Annotated in this window: 20 protein-coding genes; 15 read left to right on the forward strand and 5 right to left on the reverse strand. The window is 40.3% G+C overall.

The annotated features are described in order from the left end of the window. Nucleotides 1–302: 302 nt before the first annotated feature. The 4 genes from M3O96_RS13595 (at nucleotide 303) to M3O96_RS13610 (ending at nucleotide 4,864) form a co-directional block, all read left to right on the forward strand. Nucleotides 303–521 carry a hypothetical protein gene (locus M3O96_RS13595; protein WP_249721267.1) on the forward strand — a complete coding sequence of 73 codons (219 nt, stop codon included), beginning with the start codon at nucleotides 303–305 and terminating at the stop codon, nucleotides 519–521. A 234-nt stretch (nucleotides 522–755) separates the two neighbouring features. Then, the gene (locus M3O96_RS13600; RefSeq protein ID WP_249721268.1) at nucleotides 756–1,361 is read left to right on the forward strand and encodes an RbsD/FucU domain-containing protein; all 606 of its coding nucleotides are present in this window, start codon (nucleotides 756–758) and stop codon (nucleotides 1,359–1,361) included. A gap of 12 nt (nucleotides 1,362–1,373) precedes the next feature. Then, entirely contained in the window at nucleotides 1,374–4,130 is a 2,757-nt protein-coding gene (locus M3O96_RS13605; RefSeq protein ID WP_249721269.1) for a GH116 family glycosyl-hydrolase, read from the forward strand. A 173-nt stretch (nucleotides 4,131–4,303) separates the two neighbouring features. After that, nucleotides 4,304–4,864, forward strand: a complete 561-nt coding sequence (locus tag M3O96_RS13610; RefSeq protein ID WP_249721270.1) for a DUF2911 domain-containing protein — start codon at nucleotides 4,304–4,306, stop codon at nucleotides 4,862–4,864. Between the two features lie 827 nt (nucleotides 4,865–5,691). Here the strand turns inward: M3O96_RS13610 and M3O96_RS13615 are convergent. Continuing rightward, the gene (locus M3O96_RS13615) at nucleotides 5,692–6,561 is read right to left on the reverse strand and encodes an alpha/beta fold hydrolase (RefSeq protein ID WP_249721271.1); all 870 of its coding nucleotides are present in this window, start codon (nucleotides 6,559–6,561) and stop codon (nucleotides 5,692–5,694) included. Nucleotides 6,562–6,823: 262 nt separating this feature from the next. Between M3O96_RS13615 and M3O96_RS13620 the strand changes: the two genes are divergently transcribed. From M3O96_RS13620 to M3O96_RS13660, 9 genes are all read left to right on the forward strand, one after another. Continuing rightward, nucleotides 6,824–7,387, forward strand: a complete 564-nt coding sequence (locus tag M3O96_RS13620) for a hypothetical protein (RefSeq protein WP_249721273.1) — start codon at nucleotides 6,824–6,826, stop codon at nucleotides 7,385–7,387. Nucleotides 7,388–7,590: 203 nt separating this feature from the next. After that, nucleotides 7,591–8,370 carry a threonine/serine exporter family protein gene (locus M3O96_RS13625; RefSeq protein WP_249721275.1) on the forward strand — a complete coding sequence of 260 codons (780 nt, stop codon included), beginning with the start codon at nucleotides 7,591–7,593 and terminating at the stop codon, nucleotides 8,368–8,370. Further along, entirely contained in the window at nucleotides 8,367–8,873 is a 507-nt protein-coding gene (locus M3O96_RS13630) for a threonine/serine exporter family protein (protein WP_249721277.1), read from the forward strand. Before M3O96_RS13625 ends, M3O96_RS13630 begins: the two co-directional genes overlap by 4 nt. A gap of 415 nt (nucleotides 8,874–9,288) precedes the next feature. Further along, on the forward strand, nucleotides 9,289–10,440 hold the full coding sequence (locus M3O96_RS13635) for a retropepsin-like aspartic protease (RefSeq protein WP_249721278.1): 1,152 nt from the start codon (nucleotides 9,289–9,291) through the stop codon (nucleotides 10,438–10,440). Between the two features lie 241 nt (nucleotides 10,441–10,681). Further along, entirely contained in the window at nucleotides 10,682–11,614 is a 933-nt protein-coding gene (locus tag M3O96_RS13640) for an alpha/beta hydrolase (protein WP_249721279.1), read from the forward strand. Continuing rightward, nucleotides 11,614–12,072: a nuclear transport factor 2 family protein gene (locus M3O96_RS13645; protein ID WP_249721280.1), complete on the forward strand. Its 459-nt coding sequence runs from the start codon at nucleotides 11,614–11,616 to the stop codon at nucleotides 12,070–12,072. Before M3O96_RS13640 ends, M3O96_RS13645 begins: the two co-directional genes overlap by 1 nt. Before the next feature lie 181 nt (nucleotides 12,073–12,253). Next, complete coding sequence (merTP, locus tag M3O96_RS13650) at nucleotides 12,254–12,856, forward strand: mercuric transport protein MerTP (protein WP_249721281.1); 603 nt, start codon at nucleotides 12,254–12,256, stop codon at nucleotides 12,854–12,856. Then, nucleotides 12,853–13,062 (forward strand): GDCCVxC domain-containing (seleno)protein, encoded by a 210-nt coding sequence (locus tag M3O96_RS13655; protein WP_249721283.1) that lies wholly within the window; start codon nucleotides 12,853–12,855, stop codon nucleotides 13,060–13,062. Before merTP ends, M3O96_RS13655 begins: the two co-directional genes overlap by 4 nt. Nucleotides 13,063–13,270: 208 nt before the next feature. Further along, on the forward strand, nucleotides 13,271–13,813 hold the full coding sequence (locus M3O96_RS13660; RefSeq protein ID WP_249721285.1) for a cupin domain-containing protein: 543 nt from the start codon (nucleotides 13,271–13,273) through the stop codon (nucleotides 13,811–13,813). A gap of 280 nt (nucleotides 13,814–14,093) precedes the next feature. On the opposite strand, the gene M3O96_RS13665 is transcribed toward M3O96_RS13660, so the two are convergent. Continuing rightward, nucleotides 14,094–14,891, reverse strand: coding sequence for a hypothetical protein (locus M3O96_RS13665; protein WP_249721288.1), 798 nt, complete (start codon nucleotides 14,889–14,891; stop codon nucleotides 14,094–14,096). A 247-nt stretch (nucleotides 14,892–15,138) separates the two neighbouring features. On the opposite strand from M3O96_RS13665, the gene M3O96_RS13670 reads away from it, so the two are divergent. Further along, complete coding sequence (locus M3O96_RS13670) at nucleotides 15,139–15,879, forward strand: spheroidene monooxygenase (RefSeq protein WP_249721290.1); 741 nt, start codon at nucleotides 15,139–15,141, stop codon at nucleotides 15,877–15,879. Here M3O96_RS13670 and M3O96_RS13675 read toward each other — a convergent pair. Further along, nucleotides 15,872–16,276, reverse strand: a complete 405-nt coding sequence (locus M3O96_RS13675; protein ID WP_249721292.1) for an STAS/SEC14 domain-containing protein — start codon at nucleotides 16,274–16,276, stop codon at nucleotides 15,872–15,874. The two genes, M3O96_RS13670 and M3O96_RS13675, sit on opposite strands and share 8 nt — an antisense overlap. Nucleotides 16,277–16,500: 224 nt before the next feature. After that, nucleotides 16,501–17,052 (reverse strand): fasciclin domain-containing protein, encoded by a 552-nt coding sequence (locus M3O96_RS13680; protein WP_249721294.1) that lies wholly within the window; start codon nucleotides 17,050–17,052, stop codon nucleotides 16,501–16,503. 512 nt (nucleotides 17,053–17,564) lie between these two features. Between M3O96_RS13680 and M3O96_RS13685 the strand changes: the two genes are divergently transcribed. Further along, nucleotides 17,565–18,125, forward strand: coding sequence for a helix-turn-helix domain-containing protein (locus tag M3O96_RS13685; RefSeq protein ID WP_249721296.1), 561 nt, complete (start codon nucleotides 17,565–17,567; stop codon nucleotides 18,123–18,125). A gap of 45 nt (nucleotides 18,126–18,170) precedes the next feature. Here the strand turns inward: M3O96_RS13685 and M3O96_RS13690 are convergent, their stop codons facing one another. Further along, nucleotides 18,171–19,703, reverse strand: coding sequence for a Ppx/GppA phosphatase family protein (locus M3O96_RS13690; protein WP_249721297.1), 1,533 nt, complete (start codon nucleotides 19,701–19,703; stop codon nucleotides 18,171–18,173). Nucleotides 19,704–19,793: the final 90 nt, after the last annotated feature.

The following is a 19,793-nucleotide window of genomic DNA, read 5'->3' on the forward strand; positions in this document are numbered from 1 at the left end:
GTAATTCAATTTGCCAAGAATTATATTTTGTTTGGGTGTTTGGTTCAAAAGTCCAATTGCAAATTTGAAATAATAAAAGGGTAGGACAAGGCGTTTGGAAATGATCCTTTAGGTTCCGATAGCTATCGGAATTAGCCTTGGGCCAGGTGCTGGGAAGGCAAATCCCACCCTGTTCACAATCCATCGCTAAACTACATCTAGCTGGGATCTCTAAGGGAACATGCCGTAGATTGTGCCCAAAGAAGGTCGGATTATTTCTGTCTATAGATATTATACTACCTTCCAATATTCTGATCAAAAACATGAAATCCAATCCCGGCAAATTCTTCCTAATAATTACAATTCTATTTTTTGTAATTGGGATTTTTACGACTGACAAGAGCATCGACATTCAGATTTATGACACGTACTATGTGATTGGCTATTTTCCGATTTTGTTGATTTTTTGGTTATTGTTTGGGGTTTCTGCTTTTGTATATTCAGTTCTAAACAGAAGGCATATCGATTCTGTGAAAAAATGAAAAGGAGCCATGATAGATTATTTTTGGAAAGTGTTTTTAAAATAGCTGACCTATTCGAAAAAACACCAAAAAATAGGTCAGGGCAGTCAAACTGTATTTCAAAAGCAGTCTTGAAATGCCAAATTATTTTGGTTATTTTTTAAGTAGATTGCATCTAATACACTTAACATTGGCGTCAATTGCCGCTATCCTTTAACTTTTTGAACAGAATTAATAACTTAGAAAACTTACTTTATGAGTACAAAACCATCTGTCATTAGAAAAATACTGTCAGTTTTAGTAATCATGGTAACAATATTATCATGTTCGAAACCAGTACATCAAGAACCAAATAGTGTAGAAAAGGCGGATCTACAAGACTGGAAATTGGAGGTGGAGAGAACTTTACAGCTATTTGGCCATAGAAATTGGATCGTAATAGCAGATGCTGCCTATCCACAACAAAGCAATCAGGCAATCAAAACGCTAGTTGTTAATGCCGATCAATTAGAAGTAATTGAATTTGTTAATCAATCAATTGAAAAAGCTAAACATGTAAACGCTACTATTTTTATTGATAAAGAAATGGAATTCGTTCCGGAAAAGGCAGCAGAAGGGATCGGAAACTATAGCGCTAAACTCGACATTCTTTTAGAAGGAAAGCCAGTAAAAACCATGTTGCATGAAGCCATTATCCAGAAAATTGATTCATCTGCAAAATTATTTAATGTGCTCATCATTAAAACGGATTTAGTAATTCCGTATACATCCGTTTTTTTTGAGTTAGAATGTGGCTATTGGAATGCGGAAGACGAGGAAAACTTAAGAACAATTATAGCAGGAAGTGGAAAAAAGAATTAATAAAAAAAGATCATGCGTGAAAAATCAGACCATAAATCTTGCATTCCGAATTCCGGCTGTTGTTCTCCAAGCGAAACTTCTTCTATCGAGAGAAGTATTGTAAGAAGGGATTTTTTGAAATTCTTAGGGCTTGCATCCGGTGGTGTTTTACTCGGGTTTCCTGCTATTGGCATGAAAAATTCAAGCCCTATTTATACCATACCAACAGATAAAGGTCTATCTCCCGAGTGGTATAAAAGCTTGTATGAGCGGGGTGCGGCAGAAGTGTACTCAGGAAAAGAATTGGCCTATATAGGGATGCCTATTGGCGGTATGTTTACCGGGACAGTATACATTGGCGGAGATGGCAAACTTTGGTTGTGGAATATTTTCAACGAAGAAAAAGAAGGAATAAGTAGCAAGGAGTACGAAAACTGGCAAGGCAAGAAAAAAGTAAAACCGAGAGACGGCGCTAATTTCATATTTCCGGTTTCCCCGGAATACCCTTTTGAGCAAGGCTTTGGCATAATGGTAAAGCAAGGGAAAAACACTTGGAAAAAATCGCTTGACTTTAAAGGATTCGATGACATTACATTTAATGGGCAGTATCCTATTGCTGAAGTCAGCTATCGAGACAGTGAATTACCGGTAGCCGTTGATTTACAATCCTTCTCTCCTTTTGTTCCGCTCGATGTAGATGCTTCCAGTTATCCCGCTACCATCATGCGATTTAAAGCTACCAATACGAGCAACAAAAATGTAAGCGTAGAGTTAGCTGGTTGGTTGGAAAATGCCACACTCAACAACACTAAAAACAGCAGCGAAGTAACGCTTATCAATACCATTTCGGAAGTTTCCGGAAATACGATTTTGACTTGCTCTGCACAAACGAATGCAGAGGAATTGAAACAACAACGCGACTTTGGCAACATGTCATTGTCTCTTTTGGCGGCTGGTCCGGAAGTGAAAGCCGAAGCAGGAACTCAAGTAACAGGTAGCCTCCTTTTTCCAAAAAATGAGGAAAGAAACGCTTCAACACAACATGGAGAACAATTGTGTGGGGCATTGAGTAAAACAATCAATTTAAAACCTAACGAAACTCAGGAAATCACTTTCATCATCAGCTGGTATTTCCCAAACATCATACTTCCCCAAAACAAAAAATTAGAAAGAGAAAATAAAGGCCGATACTATAAAAAACGATTTCAAAACTCTCAGGAAGTAGCTGAAGATATTGCTACCAAATACGAAGATTTATATCGCAAAACGACCTCTTGGAGAAACACCTTTTACGAAGACTCCACGCTACCTCATTGGTTTTTGAACAGAACATTTGTCAATACCTCCATCCTGGCAACGGAAACCTGCTATCTATTAGAGGATGGTCGTTTTTGGGCATGGGAAGGTATTGGTTGCTGCCCGGGCACTTGCACGCATGTTTGGCATTATGCTCAGGCCATAGGAAGAATATTTCCTGAACTGGAAAGAAACCTGAGAGAGAAAACAGATTTTGATGTCATCGATGACTTATCCGGTGGTATTGATTTCAGAGGCGGAATGGCTAATAAAAATGCAGCTGATGGGCAGGCAGGGATAGTGTTGCGGGCCTATCGTGACTATCAAATGTCCACCAATGATGAGTTTCTGAAGGAACATTGGGAAAACATTAAACTCGCCTTACAATACCTGATCAACTTAGATAAAGAAGATGGTGAAGCAAACGGCGCTATTTATGGCGAACAGCACAACACACTTGATGCCGAATGGTATGGCAATATACCGGTCATTACCTCTCTCTATTTAGCTGCTCTGGCGGCTTCAGTAGCGATGGCAAAAGTGATGCATGATACTGCTGCTGAAGAAGAATACACGGCTATCCTTGCAGCAGGACAAAAGAATATCGAAAAGCTCTTTAATGGTGAGTACTTCATTCAAAATGAAGACTCAAACAAAAAAGACGCTATCGGTATCGGAAAGGGTTGCTATATCGATCAGGTATTTGGGCAAAGTTGGGCAAATCAGGTTGGTCTAGGTCAAGTATACAACAAGGAAATGATCGATAGTTCACTGGAATCGCTCTGGAAATACAATTTCGTTCCCGATGTCGGACCTTTACGAGCCAGTTTGTCTCCTGCAGTAAATGGAAGACCTTACGCTCTTGCTGGAGATGCGGGCATGGTCATGTGTACGTGGCCCCTTGGCGGCAAGCGCGACGACTGGGAAAAACATTGGCAATTTGGGTATTTCAATGAGTGTATGACGGGTTTTGAACATCAGGTTGCCAGCCATATGATTTGGGAAGATAAACTGGATTATGGTCTCACGCTGATCAAAGCAATTCACGAAAGGTATGGTGCCGAAAAGAGAAACCCGTACAATGAGATAGAATGCAGTGACCATTACGCTCGTGCTATGGCGAGTTACGGCGCTTTTATTGCTGCTTGTGGTTATACCTACAATGGACCCAAAGGGCAACTTGGTTTTGCTCCGAAAATGAATCCTGAAAATTTCAAAGCCGCTTTTATCAGCGCTGAAGGTTGGGGAAGCATATGTCAAACAAGAACAGCGACGTCACAAACCAATACAGTGAAAATGGCCCAGGGAAAACTGCATGTGCAAGAGCTTGAAGTGGCATTGCCTGAAGGAAAATCGGCAACCTCTATCGAATTTACTTTGAATCATAAATCAGTAGATGCAACAGTGAAAAAAGAGGGGAATAAAACCATTGTTATTTTCGAAAGTGTTGGTCTAATGGAAAACGATAGGATTGCTGCTGTCATAAAATTTTAGCATGCCATTAAACTATTTACTATCGTTTTTTTGATTTTCAATATTCTCCATTCCAAGAATTGAGAAAAGAAGATTTGAACAAAATCCTGGAAAATTCATAAAGTTGGACCTCCACTTTGCCATTGTACCCAATAATCTCTAATTTTCAACCCAATTAAAAAAACAAATCCCCCATGTTAAAAAAGTTTCTTATCGGCTTAGGAGTATTGGCATTAATTCTGGCTGTGGCATTTATTTATATGAATAACCGCAACCGCACCTTAAGTCCTCCGGGTTTTGTAGAGTTGGATAATAACAAGCTACATGTCAAGGTACTCTATAGCCGCCCGTCTGTAAAAGGCCGATTGATATTTGGCTCCGAAGCCGATGGGGCACTTCAGCCTTGGGGTAGCTATTGGAGATTGGGAGCCAATGAAGCCACCGAAATGACCATCAACCAAAATGTCATTTTCAATGGTGAACCATTAAATGCAGGAACATATAGTCTTTATGCCATACCCGGTGCTGATTCATTCCAAATTGGAGTCAATACAGTGGTAGGATCTTGGGGGGCGCAAGAACCGGATTACAGCAAAGATTTATTTGTAACAGAAGTTCCTGTTACCCGACTTGTGACGCCGGTAGAGCAATTTACCACCCGTATTGAAAATGGTCCAAATGATGGCGCTATTGTATATTTTGAATGGAGTGATGTGCAATTGATCATTCCGATAGCGATTAATCCGGGAATGTAGGGGAACCTCGTGCCAATGGCGGTAAAAAAAAATTACCTCACGCAGAGCCGTAGAGAAAAAGGAGAAAATTTGGAAGGATGAAGGAAAAGGGATGAAGCATGAAGGATGATGAATTCAGATTGAACGAGGCAGTATAGATTTGGAAGGAAGAAGTTTTTTCTCCGAGCCCTCAGTGAGCTCAGTGGTAAATTTTCTCACCGATTTTTCTTTGCTTCGGTAAGATTCATTCAGCCCTGAAAGGGCAAAATATCCCAACGATGGGTGCAGCCCATCGGTCTAGCCCCTTACCTCCTCCCCTCAGCCCTGAAAGGGCGAAACTTGTCGAAGAAATTATTCCGCCCTTTCAGGGCTCCGGAGAATCCATCCAATCTTTAAGGATGGGCTGCACCCATCCCTTTGTTATTCCGCCCCTTCAGGGCTTTAACCAAGATGAATTAATAACGGCGCGGTCTCTGCGCCCTCCCTGAGCTCTATGGTAAATTATAATTCTCGCTGATTCTCCCTTTGCATCCCTTGTGAAACCTTCTTTTCCTTTTCGGTAAATAAATCATACACCACAGAGTTCACAGTGGACCCAGAGAAAAAGGAGAAAATTTGGAAGGATGAAGGAAAAGGGATAAAGGATGAAGGTGTGTATTAAACTCTGCGCCCTCTGAGCGCTCCGTGGTAAAATTACCAATCTCCCTTTTGCGGTAAAAAAATAGCTCACGCAGAGGCGCGGAGAAAAAGGAGAAATATAAGTTTATAATGATGAATAAAACACTCCACCCTCTGGGTGCTCCGTGGTGAGTTAATTTACTTAAGAGGATACCGAGAACTCAGAAAAATCATTTCCCTGCATGCCGGGCTTCACTCATTTCCTCAACTTCCAAACCACTAAGTGTTGCCAAAAAATCCCCCAAGTATTGGTTGAAAACATTGGGTTGCTCTAAATTGGATACGTGACCTGCATCATCAATTACCTTTAAAGTGGACCCTTTAATGCTTTTGTGCATTTTTTCAGATTCGGCAAGTGGCGTCAATGTATCTTCCCTACCAACAATGATCAATGTTGGGACATTTATAGAAGCCAAAGAGCTACATGTTTCGGAGCGGTTGGCAAGTGCTATCAACCCCTGACTGATGATTTGGGGAGAATTTGAATTAACCACCTTGCTCAGATTTTTCACAATGCCCTTTTTGCTAATCAAAGAATCTTTGTGAAATAGGTTTTGAATAAGGTTTTCATTAAACTTTTCAATTCCATCAGCCTCAATATCAAGAATGGTATTCAGTCGCTTTTCCTTGATCTCCACCGGATCAGCAATACATTGGGTATCGCACAGTACCAAGGCTTCAAACCGCTCAGGAAATCTTTGATGGGCATTCAAAGTAATATAACCTCCCATGGACAAGCCACATACAACTGCTTTTTCGATGTATAATGCATCTAGAAAGCTGATCAGATCATCCCCAAACATTTCTATGCTCAGTTCTGATTCCTCATCGGTAGATTTGCCAAACCCCCTGGTATCCAATGCAATCACCCGATAGGAAGATTTCAAAAACTCCATTTGCTCCGCCCACATGGACTTGTCAAAAGGGAAACCATGTAAAAAGATAACCGGAATACTTCCCTCTCCCATTTCATCATAGGACATATGGAAATTGCTAACAGCGATGGTCAAATCGCCTCCTTTATTTTCGCTTTTCATCATTGTGGATTAGGGGTTGTCTGGTGCTACTTTGGTGATTTGAATCTGTTTTGGAACAAATAGTCCATAAAAACCGTCAATTATCGCCGATGTCAAAGATATATTTTGCATTGCCGTTATATGTTACAAAACTTAACATGAACCTTGTATAATTTGCGCTTTTTTAAAAAGCCAACTATTACTATTCTAAGGAGAAAAGTTTATTTGACCCTGTTCGAAGTATATAATTGAACGGAATTTATAATCTTAAATTTACCCAAGCCCAATGTTTTTTAAAACACGCCTCTATTTCACTGCCTTTATCACCCTTGCCATTTTGTTTTTGTTGCTATGGAATCATTCCCATGGCGGTGTTCCAAGCCACCATCTTCTGGCTCGGGAAGATCTACCCGAGATTTATAATTGGTGGGGTGCTATTTTGCTGCCACTCCTGACCTTGTTATTGACCTATCGGGTGGAAAAAAGGTTGACCAAACAAAACAAGGGTAATTCTCGAATGAAGGGTATCCCAAAAAGTGTAATCGTTGGTTTTTTTCTAGCCTTGCTTTTCGGGATTACCTTGTCTGCCTTTTTCAGCTTTGGCAATACCGAGATACCGGGCTATATGTTGATGGGTGCGTTGGTTACAGCTTTATTCTTTCCCATTTATCGGGCAGAGTGTCTTCTTGGGTTTGTGATTGGGATGACTTATACCTTTGGAGCAGTGCTTCCGACTGGAATTGGTAGCATTCTGTTATTGGTCAGTGCAGTGATTTATCTCGGAATCCGTCCGGTGATTTGGTTTGTCATTTCCAAAGCGAGGAATCTGGCAGATTACAAAGCGGAATAGGTTGTTGGGACAAAACCGGGAAGGCTGATAATTTGATAAAATTAAAATACCTGACCTAGTTCAATCTATTTATGCCTATTTTTCATTCCCAAACCGGATTAAGTTTAACCAATCTTTTCCTTCATTTTTCTCATTTTAGACGTAATTTCAGCATCTGATCCGGGGACAATTGATTTTTGGAACTCCATCATAGAGGACAAGACATGAGCAACGATAGAAGTGACGAGCCTGCGAGATTGGGAAACCTCCTGTTACAGACCGGAGTTGCCCTGATCAAATCAGGTGCAGGAAGCAGCCGGATTATTACCAACCTGTCGCGGTTTGCGATTGCCTATGGCTATGAGGCCAATGTGGACTTGGGGACACGCAATATCTCCATCTCCCTCCATCAGGAAACAAAGGAAAATATTTTCTCAGGATCGAGGAGCATTGCTACCCTACCCGGTGCCAATTTCAGGGTGATTTCTGTCATCAGCCGATTGAGTTGGGATGTGATGGAAAAAAAAATCAGCCTCGAAGATTATGCAAAAGTCATCAACCAAGTTCCCGATATTCCTACTTACAAAAGGCCTGTCATTTTGCTTTTTACGGGAATAGCGGGATCGGCATTCTGCTTCACTTTTGGTGGCAATGCACTCGAAATGGTCCTTACTTTTTTGGCCACCGTGATAGGTCTTTTCTTCAAGCAGGAATTGGTCCTCAAAAAATACAATCCCTTTATGGTTACTTTCGGCAGCGCAATGGTGGCTTCTGCAGTTATTGCGCTGTGTGGTAAAATTTTTGGTGTAGATACTAACTTAGACCATGCTTTTGCCACCTGCATTTTGTTTCTGATTCCGGGCGTGCTGCTGATCAATTCCTTCGTAGACCTGTTGGATGGCCATATCATCAACGGGATTGACCGGGGCACCAATGCCCTTATACATGCCTTCGCCATTGCGTCAGGATTGGCCACAGTTTTATATATTTTCAAAATGCTATGATGCCTGACTGGTTAGATATTATTTTCAAAGCATTTTGGTGCGGCTGTGCTGCGCTAGGATTTGCGATTCTGTTTAACACGCCTCCACGGGCATTGCTCGCGATATTTATGGGAGGTGTTTTGGCAGGATTGTTCAAGTTCACCATACTCCTGCCTGAGGTGGGCGGAGGGATAATTATGGCTTCTGCTGCAGGGGCGGCGGCGATCGGTTTTGCAAGTATCCCTGTTTCGCATTGGAGGCACGTTCCGCCGGTGGTCATCAGTATCCCGGCAGTCATCCCGCTGATTCCGGGGTCTTTTGCCTATCAGACCATGTTGGGTTTGATTTCTTTTATCAACCAAACAGAAGTGGAGGTCCTTACCACCACAGCCCACAATGGAGCGATGACCTTTTATATCATCCTTGCTATTTCCTTGGGGGTAACTTTGCCTATGTTGCTTTTTAGGATTGAGAGTGTCAAAAAGGTGAATTATTCGCTGCCTTTTCGGGGTAGAAGGAAATAGATGTATTAATGGAATTATGTTTATCCGGATGAATGCACTTACCAAAGGTAACTGTAAAGATGTTCTTAAGGACATAGAAAATCGATACCTCATTTTTACAGCTACGTTTTTTATTAGCAAAAAAAGTAGCCAAAAAAGCCAAGACGGGCAGCCGCACATTCTGGCTATTAAAACTCCCGTTTTAATCCCTTATCCACGCACAAGGCCAGTGCCGGCCTCCCGAAGTTTCGGGATCATTCCCCCCACCTCGAACATATGGAATTCAGTTTTTAGATAGAAAATTTCGGAATTGGTCAGGAATGTGCAACCACGCCGATACATATAAAAGGAAATTTGACAACCTGCAGATCAAAACCCCAAAATCAATAACACACCCCAATTTAACTTTTTTCAAAAAAACCCTATTTTGGCATTTATGAAACGATTCCTAATTGTATTCTTTGCCCTGCTTGCTATTAAGTCCGGTGGAACGGCCAAAGGACAGACCATTTCCGATTCTGTTTATTCCCTTCCCTTCCATATAGATGCGGGTTTGCTTGTCTTCAAAGGCCAAATGAACGGTGTCGAAACGGATTTTGCTTTCGATACAGGTGCGAGCATAGGCTTGGCAAACTCCCTCGCCGAACCAGCCGAAAGGCTGAAAGTCAAAGGCAAAAAAATCAAAATGCGTGATTCCAACAAGCAGGTGGCCAAAGTCCCTACAGGCCTGACCAAGGAAATCCAGATCGGCGGGATCACCTTTCCCAAAGTCCGGAGCCTTGTCAATGACATGGCATACCTCTATTGTATGGATTATTACCTGCTCGGATCGGACATCATCCGTCAGCTTAATTGGGAGATTGATTTTGAAAATAGCGTTATCCGGTTTTCAAAAACCCCCTTTTCTGTAGAAAATGAATGGAAAACGATCCCGGTTTATTTTTTCAATAAGAGGCCTTTTGTAACGGTGAAGTTTGTCGGACAAGAATTCGAAAACGTACTCATTGACACAGGATATACACAGTTTTTCAGTTTTCCCGCCAAGAACCCTTCCATTCAGGATTTCCTGTCAATGAAGGACAGCCTTGGACTCAGCAATCCCGATATCAGCAGTTCTATGGGGGCTTTGAGTTTCCAAACAGACAGCACAAGAACGATCTTGGTGGACAGTCTCCAAATTGGCGAAAACTACTTTGGAGGAATTCCGGTAAGTTTTGAGCCCATTACCGGACCAAAACTCGGCATTGGTTTTTTCAAAACATTGGGCAGCAGCCTAGTCATCAACAATTCTGAATCGACCTACCACCTCCGCATGCGGGAAGAGGTGAAGTTCAAAGATCCGATCCAAGTCGGGGTACATTATCAAGAGGGGAAACTCGTCCTGATGAGCAAATCCATCGGAGCTGTTCCCCAAGACGCATTGCTCAATATCGGGGAGGAAATTGAAGCCGTCAACGGCCGAAGGGCGGAAGATTTTGCAGATGCATGTGATTTTATGAGGTGGTCCTTTACCAATAAACCGAAAACCATGACCATCACGAAACTGGACGGCACTTCATTGGTTTTTGAGCCGATAAGGTTGAAATAAAAAGATCCCAAGCACTTTAAAGCATTTAATGCCTTCCCTGCATTTATTTATATCCGTGCGGTGAAGCGGGATTGAAGGTAAACATAGATCAAATAAATAGCCAAGAGGGCGAATTGGATATTTAGACTTTTAGGTTTAAGTTTAAATAATGGGAAAATAGACGCCACAGTGGCATGGAGAGAATCGTTGGCGGTAATAAGGGAACGATAAAGGATCTATCTAAACGAAAAAGACAAATAATATGAAAAAATCAATTTTATTAAATTTAATTCTATCAGTTAGTTACTGTTTTTTCTTTTTTACATCAACATTTGGTCAAGAAACAAAAGAAGATACCAACACCAATCTACCGGTAGTAAGCAATGAAGTTTTCGAATCTATTGTACAATTTTACAAATACGATCAAAATATTCCTTTAGAAGCACGAATTGTGGAGAAAAAGGAACTTCCAGATGGGAATAGGGAGAAAATTATTTTTAAGGGAGTTAATAATTCAACAGTGCCCGCATATTTGACTATTCCCAAAAATGGAGCTACCTCTCATCCAGTTGTGGTTATTGCCGATGGAATTTATGGTTCAAAAGAACGTTGGTTTGAGGATGATAGTTGGCCAAAAGGAGGTCTAATAACAAAGTCTTTTCTTAGGGCTGGTTTTGCTGTTTTGATTCTTGATGCCGCCTATCATGGTGAAAGAACATCAGAATATGATTATGTGAGCCCTCCGTTTCCTCTTACTTTTCCAAATGAAGCTCGGCATATGGTTATTCAGACAGCAACTGAATACCGTAGGGCAATTGATTACCTGTCAACTAGAAGCGAGATCGATACATCCCGTATCGGTATGATGGGTCTAAGCATGGGAGCGGTAATTACTTTTCAACTCTCAAGTATTGATCCAAGAATAAAAACTGCAGTGGCTGGATTAACCCCACCACTTAAATTACCAGAATTACAAGCTGGAGATGTCTGCACATTTGCCAATCATGTTAGCTGTAACTCTTTCCTAATGTTTATGGGAAATGAGGATCCTTTTTATTCCATGGAAGAGGCACATGAGCTTTATGATCGGATTCCAATTTCTCAAAAAGAATTTGTTGAATATAACGTTGGACATGAGCCTCCTGCTGAATACGTAGAAAAAGTAACAGATTGGTTTGAAAAGCATTTAAAATAATGAAAAAACTTTATACTATAATTTTGATGATATGTTTCACAACGATATCATTTGGACAAAGCTCAATCGAAACTGACAAATCACGGATAAAAGAATTAATTATTAAATCTTTTGACGAAATATGGTCTGAATTAAATTCTAAAAACATTGATAAATACTATACAAAGGATTTCCTTCTTTTGGAAAACGGAGAAGTTTGGAATAACGATTCTATTACAAATTATTTGGATAATGCCATACTTCGGAAACCGAAGCCAATACGAATGAATACAATTGAAATTATTGAAATTAGAGTCGCAAACGGAATGGCATGGGTTGCATACCAAAACTATGCGACATTCTCAACTGATAATAAAATCATTAGAAAAGCTAATTGGCTAGAAAGCGCAACGGCAATTTTAACAGAGAATGGATGGAAATTAGAAATGCTTCACTCAACTCGAATTAAAAATGAATAAAAACTACTGCTAAAAGCACCTACCCAAAAGAGGCTGTTCAGTGGTAAAATCAAGCTTTGTGCTTCTATCAAAGTATGTGCTTGGTTGACAGTGAAGTGCTTCGAAATCGCCACCTTCGCCAAGCCCGAAACCGTTATGCGGCAGCTTAAAGACAATACCAAACAACTTTGACGACAAGAAAATGAAATCAGAAAATAAACTCGCAGGACTTGGACTTTTGACAGCAATTTCGGCTTCACTTTGTTGTATAACGCCTGTTTTGGCTTTGTTGGTAGGCACAAGTGGACTTGCTTCGACTTTTTCGTGGCTTGACCCTTTAAGACCTTATTTAATCATACTTACAGTTTTGGTGCTTGGATTTGCTTGGTATCAAAAACAGAAACCACAAAAACAAATTGACTGCAACTGTGAAACGACCGAGAAAACACCATTCATTCAGACGAAAATGTTTTTAGGCATTGTGACAGTTTTTGCAGGACTAATGCTTGCGTTTCCAATTTATGCAAACGTTTTCTTTCCAAAGACAGAGAATAAAACAATCATAACAGACCAAGCAAATATTCGGACAGTAGAATTTTTGATTAATGGAATGACTTGTACAGGTTGTGAAGAACACGTAAACCTCGAAGTAAACAAGTTGACAGGAATAGTAAATACGACTGTTTCTTATGAAAACGGAAACGCAATCATTGAATTTGACCAAGCCCAAACAGACATTGAGGAAATAGAAAATGCGATTGAAAAGACAGGCTATTCAGTAACCAACAAGAAAGAAAATAAATGAACATTATACTGCAATCAACAATCACTTGCCCCGAATGCGGACATAAAAAAGAAGAAACAATGCCGACAGAGGCTTGCCAATATTTTTATGAGTGTGAAAATTGCAAGAAAGTTTTAAAGCCAAAACAAGGCGACTGTTGTGTTTATTGTAGTTATGGGACAGTAAAGTGTCCACCAATTCAAGTAGGGACAAATTGCTGTAATTAAGTATGAAACGATCGACAGAAATAGAAAGCCGACCGCATACAGCACCTACCCAAAAGTGGCGGTTCAGTGGTTAAATCAAGCTTTGTGCATCTATCAAAGTTCGTGCTTGGTTGACAGTGAAGTGCTTCGAAATCGCCACCTTCGGGTAGCTGCAAACCGTTATAGCCAATGCTAAAAGACGACACAACAATAATTTAACATAAATAAAATGAAAAGAACAATTGTAAATCCGATCATTAAAGACACTGTAACATTTTTGCAGACAGTAGAAGAATCTGGCGGAAAAATGAGTGACATTGAAATCACTCTTATGCCTGAAGGAGGAAATCCTCTACATTATCATAAGACCTATTCTGAAACCTTCACTGCAATAGACGGAGAATTAGGGTTAAAATTAGGAAAAAAAGACACTAAGATTTTAAAACCAGGGGAATCATATACGGTTGAACCTATGTCACTGCATAGTTTCTTTAATCCAACGGACAAGGAAATTAAATTCAATATTAAAATCAAACCCGGACACACAGGATTTGAAAATTCATTAAGAATAATTTATGGTTTAGCGGAAGACGGACTTACAAATAAAAAGTCAATTCCTAAAAGTTTAAAACACACTGCAATTATTGTTTGTATGAGTGATATGAATGTACCCGGACTACTAACATTTATTTATCCGCTTTTAAAACGAATGGCAAATAAATCAAAAGCTAATGGAGAAGAAAAAAAGTTAATAGACAAATATTGTATTTAGGCAACAGTGGCAAAAAGCACTGGCTATAACAGCACATTTGGAATAGGTGGGGTTTCGTGCTCCGCAGACAGTGTAGTGGTAGCCGAAAGTTTTGTGCTCGGCATAAACATTAATGGTAAAAATCCCTCCCATCGCAAATCTGCAAAGCGTTAGTATTTATTTGAAAACCCATAAAAATAAGCGCTATTTCAAGTATTAAGAAAATAAATAATGGCTTTACAAAAACTCGCACCGTTGTGCGAGATCCCATTTTTATCCCTGCTTTGACTTTTTTATATATCTAAAAATTAAACCCAAATTTGATAACCGGCCCAAACTGATGCATATCAAACACAAAAGCTCTAGGAGCTTGTCCAGATTCAAAATCCATATAAATCACCCTATATCCGGCAGTTAACAGAAACAAGTCTGAGAAACGGTAGCCTACATATCCTTGCAATTGCCAAGTCAGATCAGATCCGATTCCAAACCCACCGATATCTCCCCGGAATTGTAACTCCCATTTTTCCTTAAATTCAGTCGTCAGTCTAGTGACAATAATGGGGTCATACCATATTTCGGTTTGACTTGATGAAAATGTTCTTATTACAGGGTCTCCAATAGATGGTTGATTGACAATGGCATTTACTTCCATATCTAGGCTGTTCAACCGACCCCCAATACCAACTTCCAAAAAAGGTCTGATCCGATACAATCCCGCTGCTTCCCAGATAAATTGTTTGGCTGTAACCTCTCCGGAGTTGATCACCAATCCAGACCGGATATCCTGATTCAGTCTCATATACACAAAATCTGAAGTGACTGCCCATTTGTCGGTTTTTAACTCCGTATTAAGCATAAAAGCCATTTGAAGCCTGCTAAAAATATCTCCCGGATTTGCATCCACAGGGATGTTTAATAAATCACCTATACCGGTTTGTCCATTCATATTTGGAAACATAATATACGGCTCCACCAAAAAATCGAATTTATTTGCTTTCTCCTCGGTCTGGGCATAAGTGGGAAGCTGATAGAAAAAAGAAAGGAGACAAAATGTTGGCAATAGCTTTATGGCAAGAAATGATTTCATTTTTTTCATGTATTGGCTTGATTTTAGTTTCAATTCCTAATTAACAGAAACGCTTTAATGCATTTCTGAAAAAATTTTCAATTATCATGGAATCTTTGCAATAAAGTTCAGGAATGGGAGTCAGTTCTAATGAGCAATTTTATTCCGATAAGAATTTTGGATACTTCCTTGGACAACCAAAATCAGAGATTTCAGTTAATCAATTATGACTCACTGATCTATCTCTCGTCAAAATTTTTCTCAACTGTTTTTTCTTATGGCCTTATCTACCAACACAAAACAACAAGTCATTACTTTTACGCTTTTTCGATTTGAGGGGAAGCAGGCATTCTGGATATTTAGACAGATGCAAAAATCTATCAAGGACTATAAAGTAGTCCAAGGTTTGGAGTTCTTTAAGCTGATGGGTAGTGGCGGGAAAAACGGCTTTTCCAAAATGCTCAACGTAAATGTATATACCTTACTCGCAGTTTGGGAATCTGAACAAGCTGCTGCGAGTTATTTTGATGAGTCCAATCATTTCTCAGAATTTCAAGGACGTGCTACCGAGTATTGGACCATTTACATGAATACAAGCAAAGCTCACGGGAAATGGTCAGGTAAGAATCCATTCGAAACCATCCAACCTTACCAATCAGGTCCGATTGCAGTCATCACACGGGCGAGGATCAAAATTCGCTTTCTAAGAAAATTCTGGAGCTATGTCCCTGCGGTGAGTAAAAATATGGACGAGCGGGACGGATCCATTTTTTCCATTGGGATCGGAGAATATCCCTGGCTGATGCAAGCGACCTTCAGCCTGTGGGAAGACGAAGAATCCATGCGGAATTATGCTTACCGCTCCAAATTCCACAAAGAAGTGATCCAAAAAACCCGTGCCCTAGGTTGGTACAGCGAGGAGCTTTTTGCAAATTTTGTTCCTTACAAAACCGTGGGTTCTTGGGAAGGTACAAATCCGCTTCGACCTTTGATGAACTCAGCTTCAAACCTTAGGTAGTGGAGTTGCGATCCAAGTCAAGTCCATTTACCCAAGTGTTGGCTTCGGGTTCAGATTCAAAGATCTTATACGGAACAGGTTGCTTCTGAAATGAAAAAATCATCTTCAATATCGCCCTGATCACCGCATTGGGGAGAATGTAGGCTGTTCCCGCACAAAAGTCCTTCATGAGTTGCTCATTTTCTTTGAGCCAATTGGCCTGCATTTTTTGGTGAGAAAGGGAAGGGATTGCCGCATCCGAAGCATCAAAAATGATCGCCAACTGCTTTGCAAACCGGTAACAAGCCTTCGTTTGGTCGAGATAAGTTTGGAAATTTTGATCCGTACTTTTCTTGCCTGTAAATCGGATCCGGATTACAGGGAAATCTGATTCATCAATAATTGCAAAGCTGTCCATGTGGTAGAAACAGGTTTTGGAAGAAAGAGTTTGAGAAACATCCATTTTGGCGAATTCCAGCTGTGGCGGCAATCCAATTCTTCTTTTATGGGAAATTTTGTCTTGGCCAGATAGCTGTCAGAATTTCAAAACACATCAATTAAGATCATACGTAGAAATTTACTTCTCCTTAAAAACAAAAAAACCTGCCAATCGGCAGGTTTTCAATTTTTTTCAGGTTACAATTACTTTGGTAACAAAACCGCGTCCACTACGTGGATCACACCGTTACTACCTGCAAGGTCAGCAGCAGTGACAGCAGCTCCGTTGATCGTTACTTTGCCATCTTTGATGGAAACTTTTAGGTCCTGACCGTTCAAAGTTTTTACAACTTGCCCGTCAGAAAGGTCAGCAGCCATCACATTACCTGATACCACATGGTAGGTCAATACAGATGTCAATTTGTCTTTGCTCTCAGGCTTCAAAAGATTGTCTACTGTTCCGGCAGGCAATGCAGCAAAAGCGGCATTTGTTGGCGCGAAGATCGTGAAAGGACCTGTTCCGCTCAATGTTTCTACCAAACCAGCTGCAGTAACTGCTGCTACTAATGTAGTGTGGTCAGGAGAACCTACTGCGATGTCTACAACAGTCTTAGGCGCTTCAACAGGAGGAGCAACTTCGACTACCTCGACAGTCGTTTCTTCTACTGTTTCTTCTTTTGGCGCGTTGCCACAGCTTGCTAGGAAAGCTGAGGAAACAATAGCAATTGCAAGGGATAAGAATTTTAATTTTTTCATTTCGATGGCTTGTTTTAAATCCAAAAACCAAACCATGGGCATTGAAAAAAGTTTTTAATTTCTTCAAAAGATTTGATAAATGGTAAAATTCACCTGTCAATGAGTTCTTAGCGGCAGATAAGAGTAAGTATTTAAAAAACATGTAAAATCCGTAAGTATTCATCATAATTTTGCAAGTTTTAATAATTGGGAAATCCGAAGTTTGTCGCCCGAATACAGTTCGAAAAAAATCCTTCTACTCAATAGTCTTCCATAGTTTAAATCATAAAACAGGGCATTACTAATTGATGTAACCAATGTTGCCTGTCATGATGTTGTTCTAATAAAACCCCTAGAAAACAAAAATGATAGTTTTCTATTTTCGAATCATTGCCAGAATCCCTTCTTTGTCCCATTAGCCTTTAACATCGCTTGCATACTCTAAGGGAAAATATGTCCTGTAAACAGCGCAGCAATTTCTATAAAATCACAATCCAAGGTTAAATTTCTATAAACAACCCTTAAAAATTATTATGAAAATCTATGTCAAAAATATGGCTTGCCAAAGTTGCGTGGCTTTTGTAAAAGAAGCATTGGATGAAATGGACATCACTCCTATCAAAGTAGGATTGGGAGAAATAGAAACCAAAGAAGATGTTTCCGACAAAGAGAAACTCGAACTTAACAAAAGGATCAAAAAGGTGGGCTTGGAACTTCTTGAAAAAAAACAAGGGGTAATCATAGAAAAAATCAGGAGTGTGATGATAGATTATGTGTATCACTCAGACGAAAAACCAAATATTAATTTCTCTACATTATTGAGCGAGAAATTGAAACACAGCTATACCTATCTATCCAACTTTTTTTCGGAAGTGGAAGCCACTACGATAGAGCAATACCTGATTTCATTGAAAATCGAACGGGTGAAAGAAATGATCATTTTAGAGGAATTCAATTTGTCAGAGATTGCCTATAAGCTACATTACAGCAGCGCAGCCCACCTTTCCAACCAGTTCAAGAAAGTCACAGGGCTATCCCCCTCTCACTTCAAAAAACTAAAAGAGAAAAGAAGGATTGCGATTCAGGATCTTTGAGGGGGATGGGAAGACCGATGACGGATGACGGATGTGTATTTAAAATTACCCTTTCACCACAGTAACTCTTCGAACAAGAAAATTAGATAAAGCATCAGAAAATCGTTGAGCTTCCCAGATTTCTAGGTCCATGGTCGCATCACCATAAATCTTGATCTCTATATTTTCGGCATCCAAAATACAATGAACGCTTTCGACCCATCGATTTTTGGTTTTGTCCAATCCCACCGCAATCCGCAATATCCCTGCAAGACCACGGACCAAATCACGCTCTTTGGTTTGGAGTTGCTTGAATACCTTATGCTTCTTTTTGGGTACACCCTTTCGATGGTATCTTGCCAAAAGTGACAGGATGATCCGCTCTTCATTATTGAAGCCACGCAACCTGCCATTGAGAATCAGGTAGGCAGAATGCTTGTGGTAATCCTGAAAATTAACAAAAAGGCCAACATCATAAATCAAGCAGGCGTTTTGAAGCAAATCCCGTGCTTCTATATTCATCTGATGAAGGTCTTTAAGCTGGTCAAAAAGTTGCAGTGCTAGGTTACAAACATGTTTTTTCTCCTCAATATCGGTATCATACCTTGTTGCCAATAGCAAACTCGAGCGCTCTCTAATATCTTTTCCTTCAATAATGTCTCCGAGCTTCAGTCCGTTTTTTTCTAGGTAATCTATGATCAAACCCTCTCGGAGTGAAGCATCTGACAAGGTAATCTCTTTTACCCCGGCCATTTTTAGCAATTCTAACAGCAACAAGCCGCCGAGATGGATTGCATCAACCCTATTCTCATTAATGCCCTTTATTTCTGTCCTGCGCTCGGGAGGCAAACCAAGCAATTTACCAACTATCTTATCGAGGTCTTTGATTTTGACTACTTCGGCGTTGACAGATTGGACAATGTTCACATCACGCCGCTCTAAAGCTGCTTCTCCAAGTGCCCTGATCGTACCGGAGGTGCCGATTACTTTGGAAAATCCAACCAATACCGCTTCTTCCATGGCCTGCTTTGCAACTTCTCTGATATGTTCCTGAAGTGATTCCTGCCCGGGTTTAGATAGTTGTCCTTGGTCTCCTACTCTATCAAAGAGTCGTAAAACCCCTAATTTTAAGCTTTTCTTAAATAGCACTTCTTCTGTATTGCCGATTACAATTTCAGTACTGCCTCCGCCGATATCTATGACCATGGCGTTTTCTTTTCGGAGATCTATGGCTTTTCTTACTGCAAGGAAGATCAACCTTGCTTCTTCATTTCCGGAAATCATTTTTGGATTGAGTCCCACATCCTGAATCAGCCGGTCCAGAAATTCCCTCCCGTTTTTGGCTTCCCTAGTGGCAGATGTAGCAGCGGTTATGATGTGCTCCACGCCATATTCATCTGCAAGTTGCACATACCTCGCTATGGTTTCTACCCCTGCGTTAAATGCTTTTTCACTCAACATTTTGTTGGCAAACACTCCCACTCCCAACTTGACCATTTCCTTTTCCTGTACCAATACTTCAAAGGTTTGTTTTGGAGTCGCTTTGACGATGATCATGTGGATGGAATTGGTACCGATGTCGATTGCTGCTAAATTCATGGGTGGTTATTTTGAATCAAGGTTAATTGGTTAACGGTTAATTGGTTATTTGTTAAGCGTTTTCATAGGACAGGGCTTGATTTTAAATAT

The organism is Aquiflexum sp. TKW24L (assembly GCF_023502205.1).
Lineage (GTDB): Bacteria > Bacteroidota > Bacteroidia > Cytophagales > Cyclobacteriaceae > Cognataquiflexum.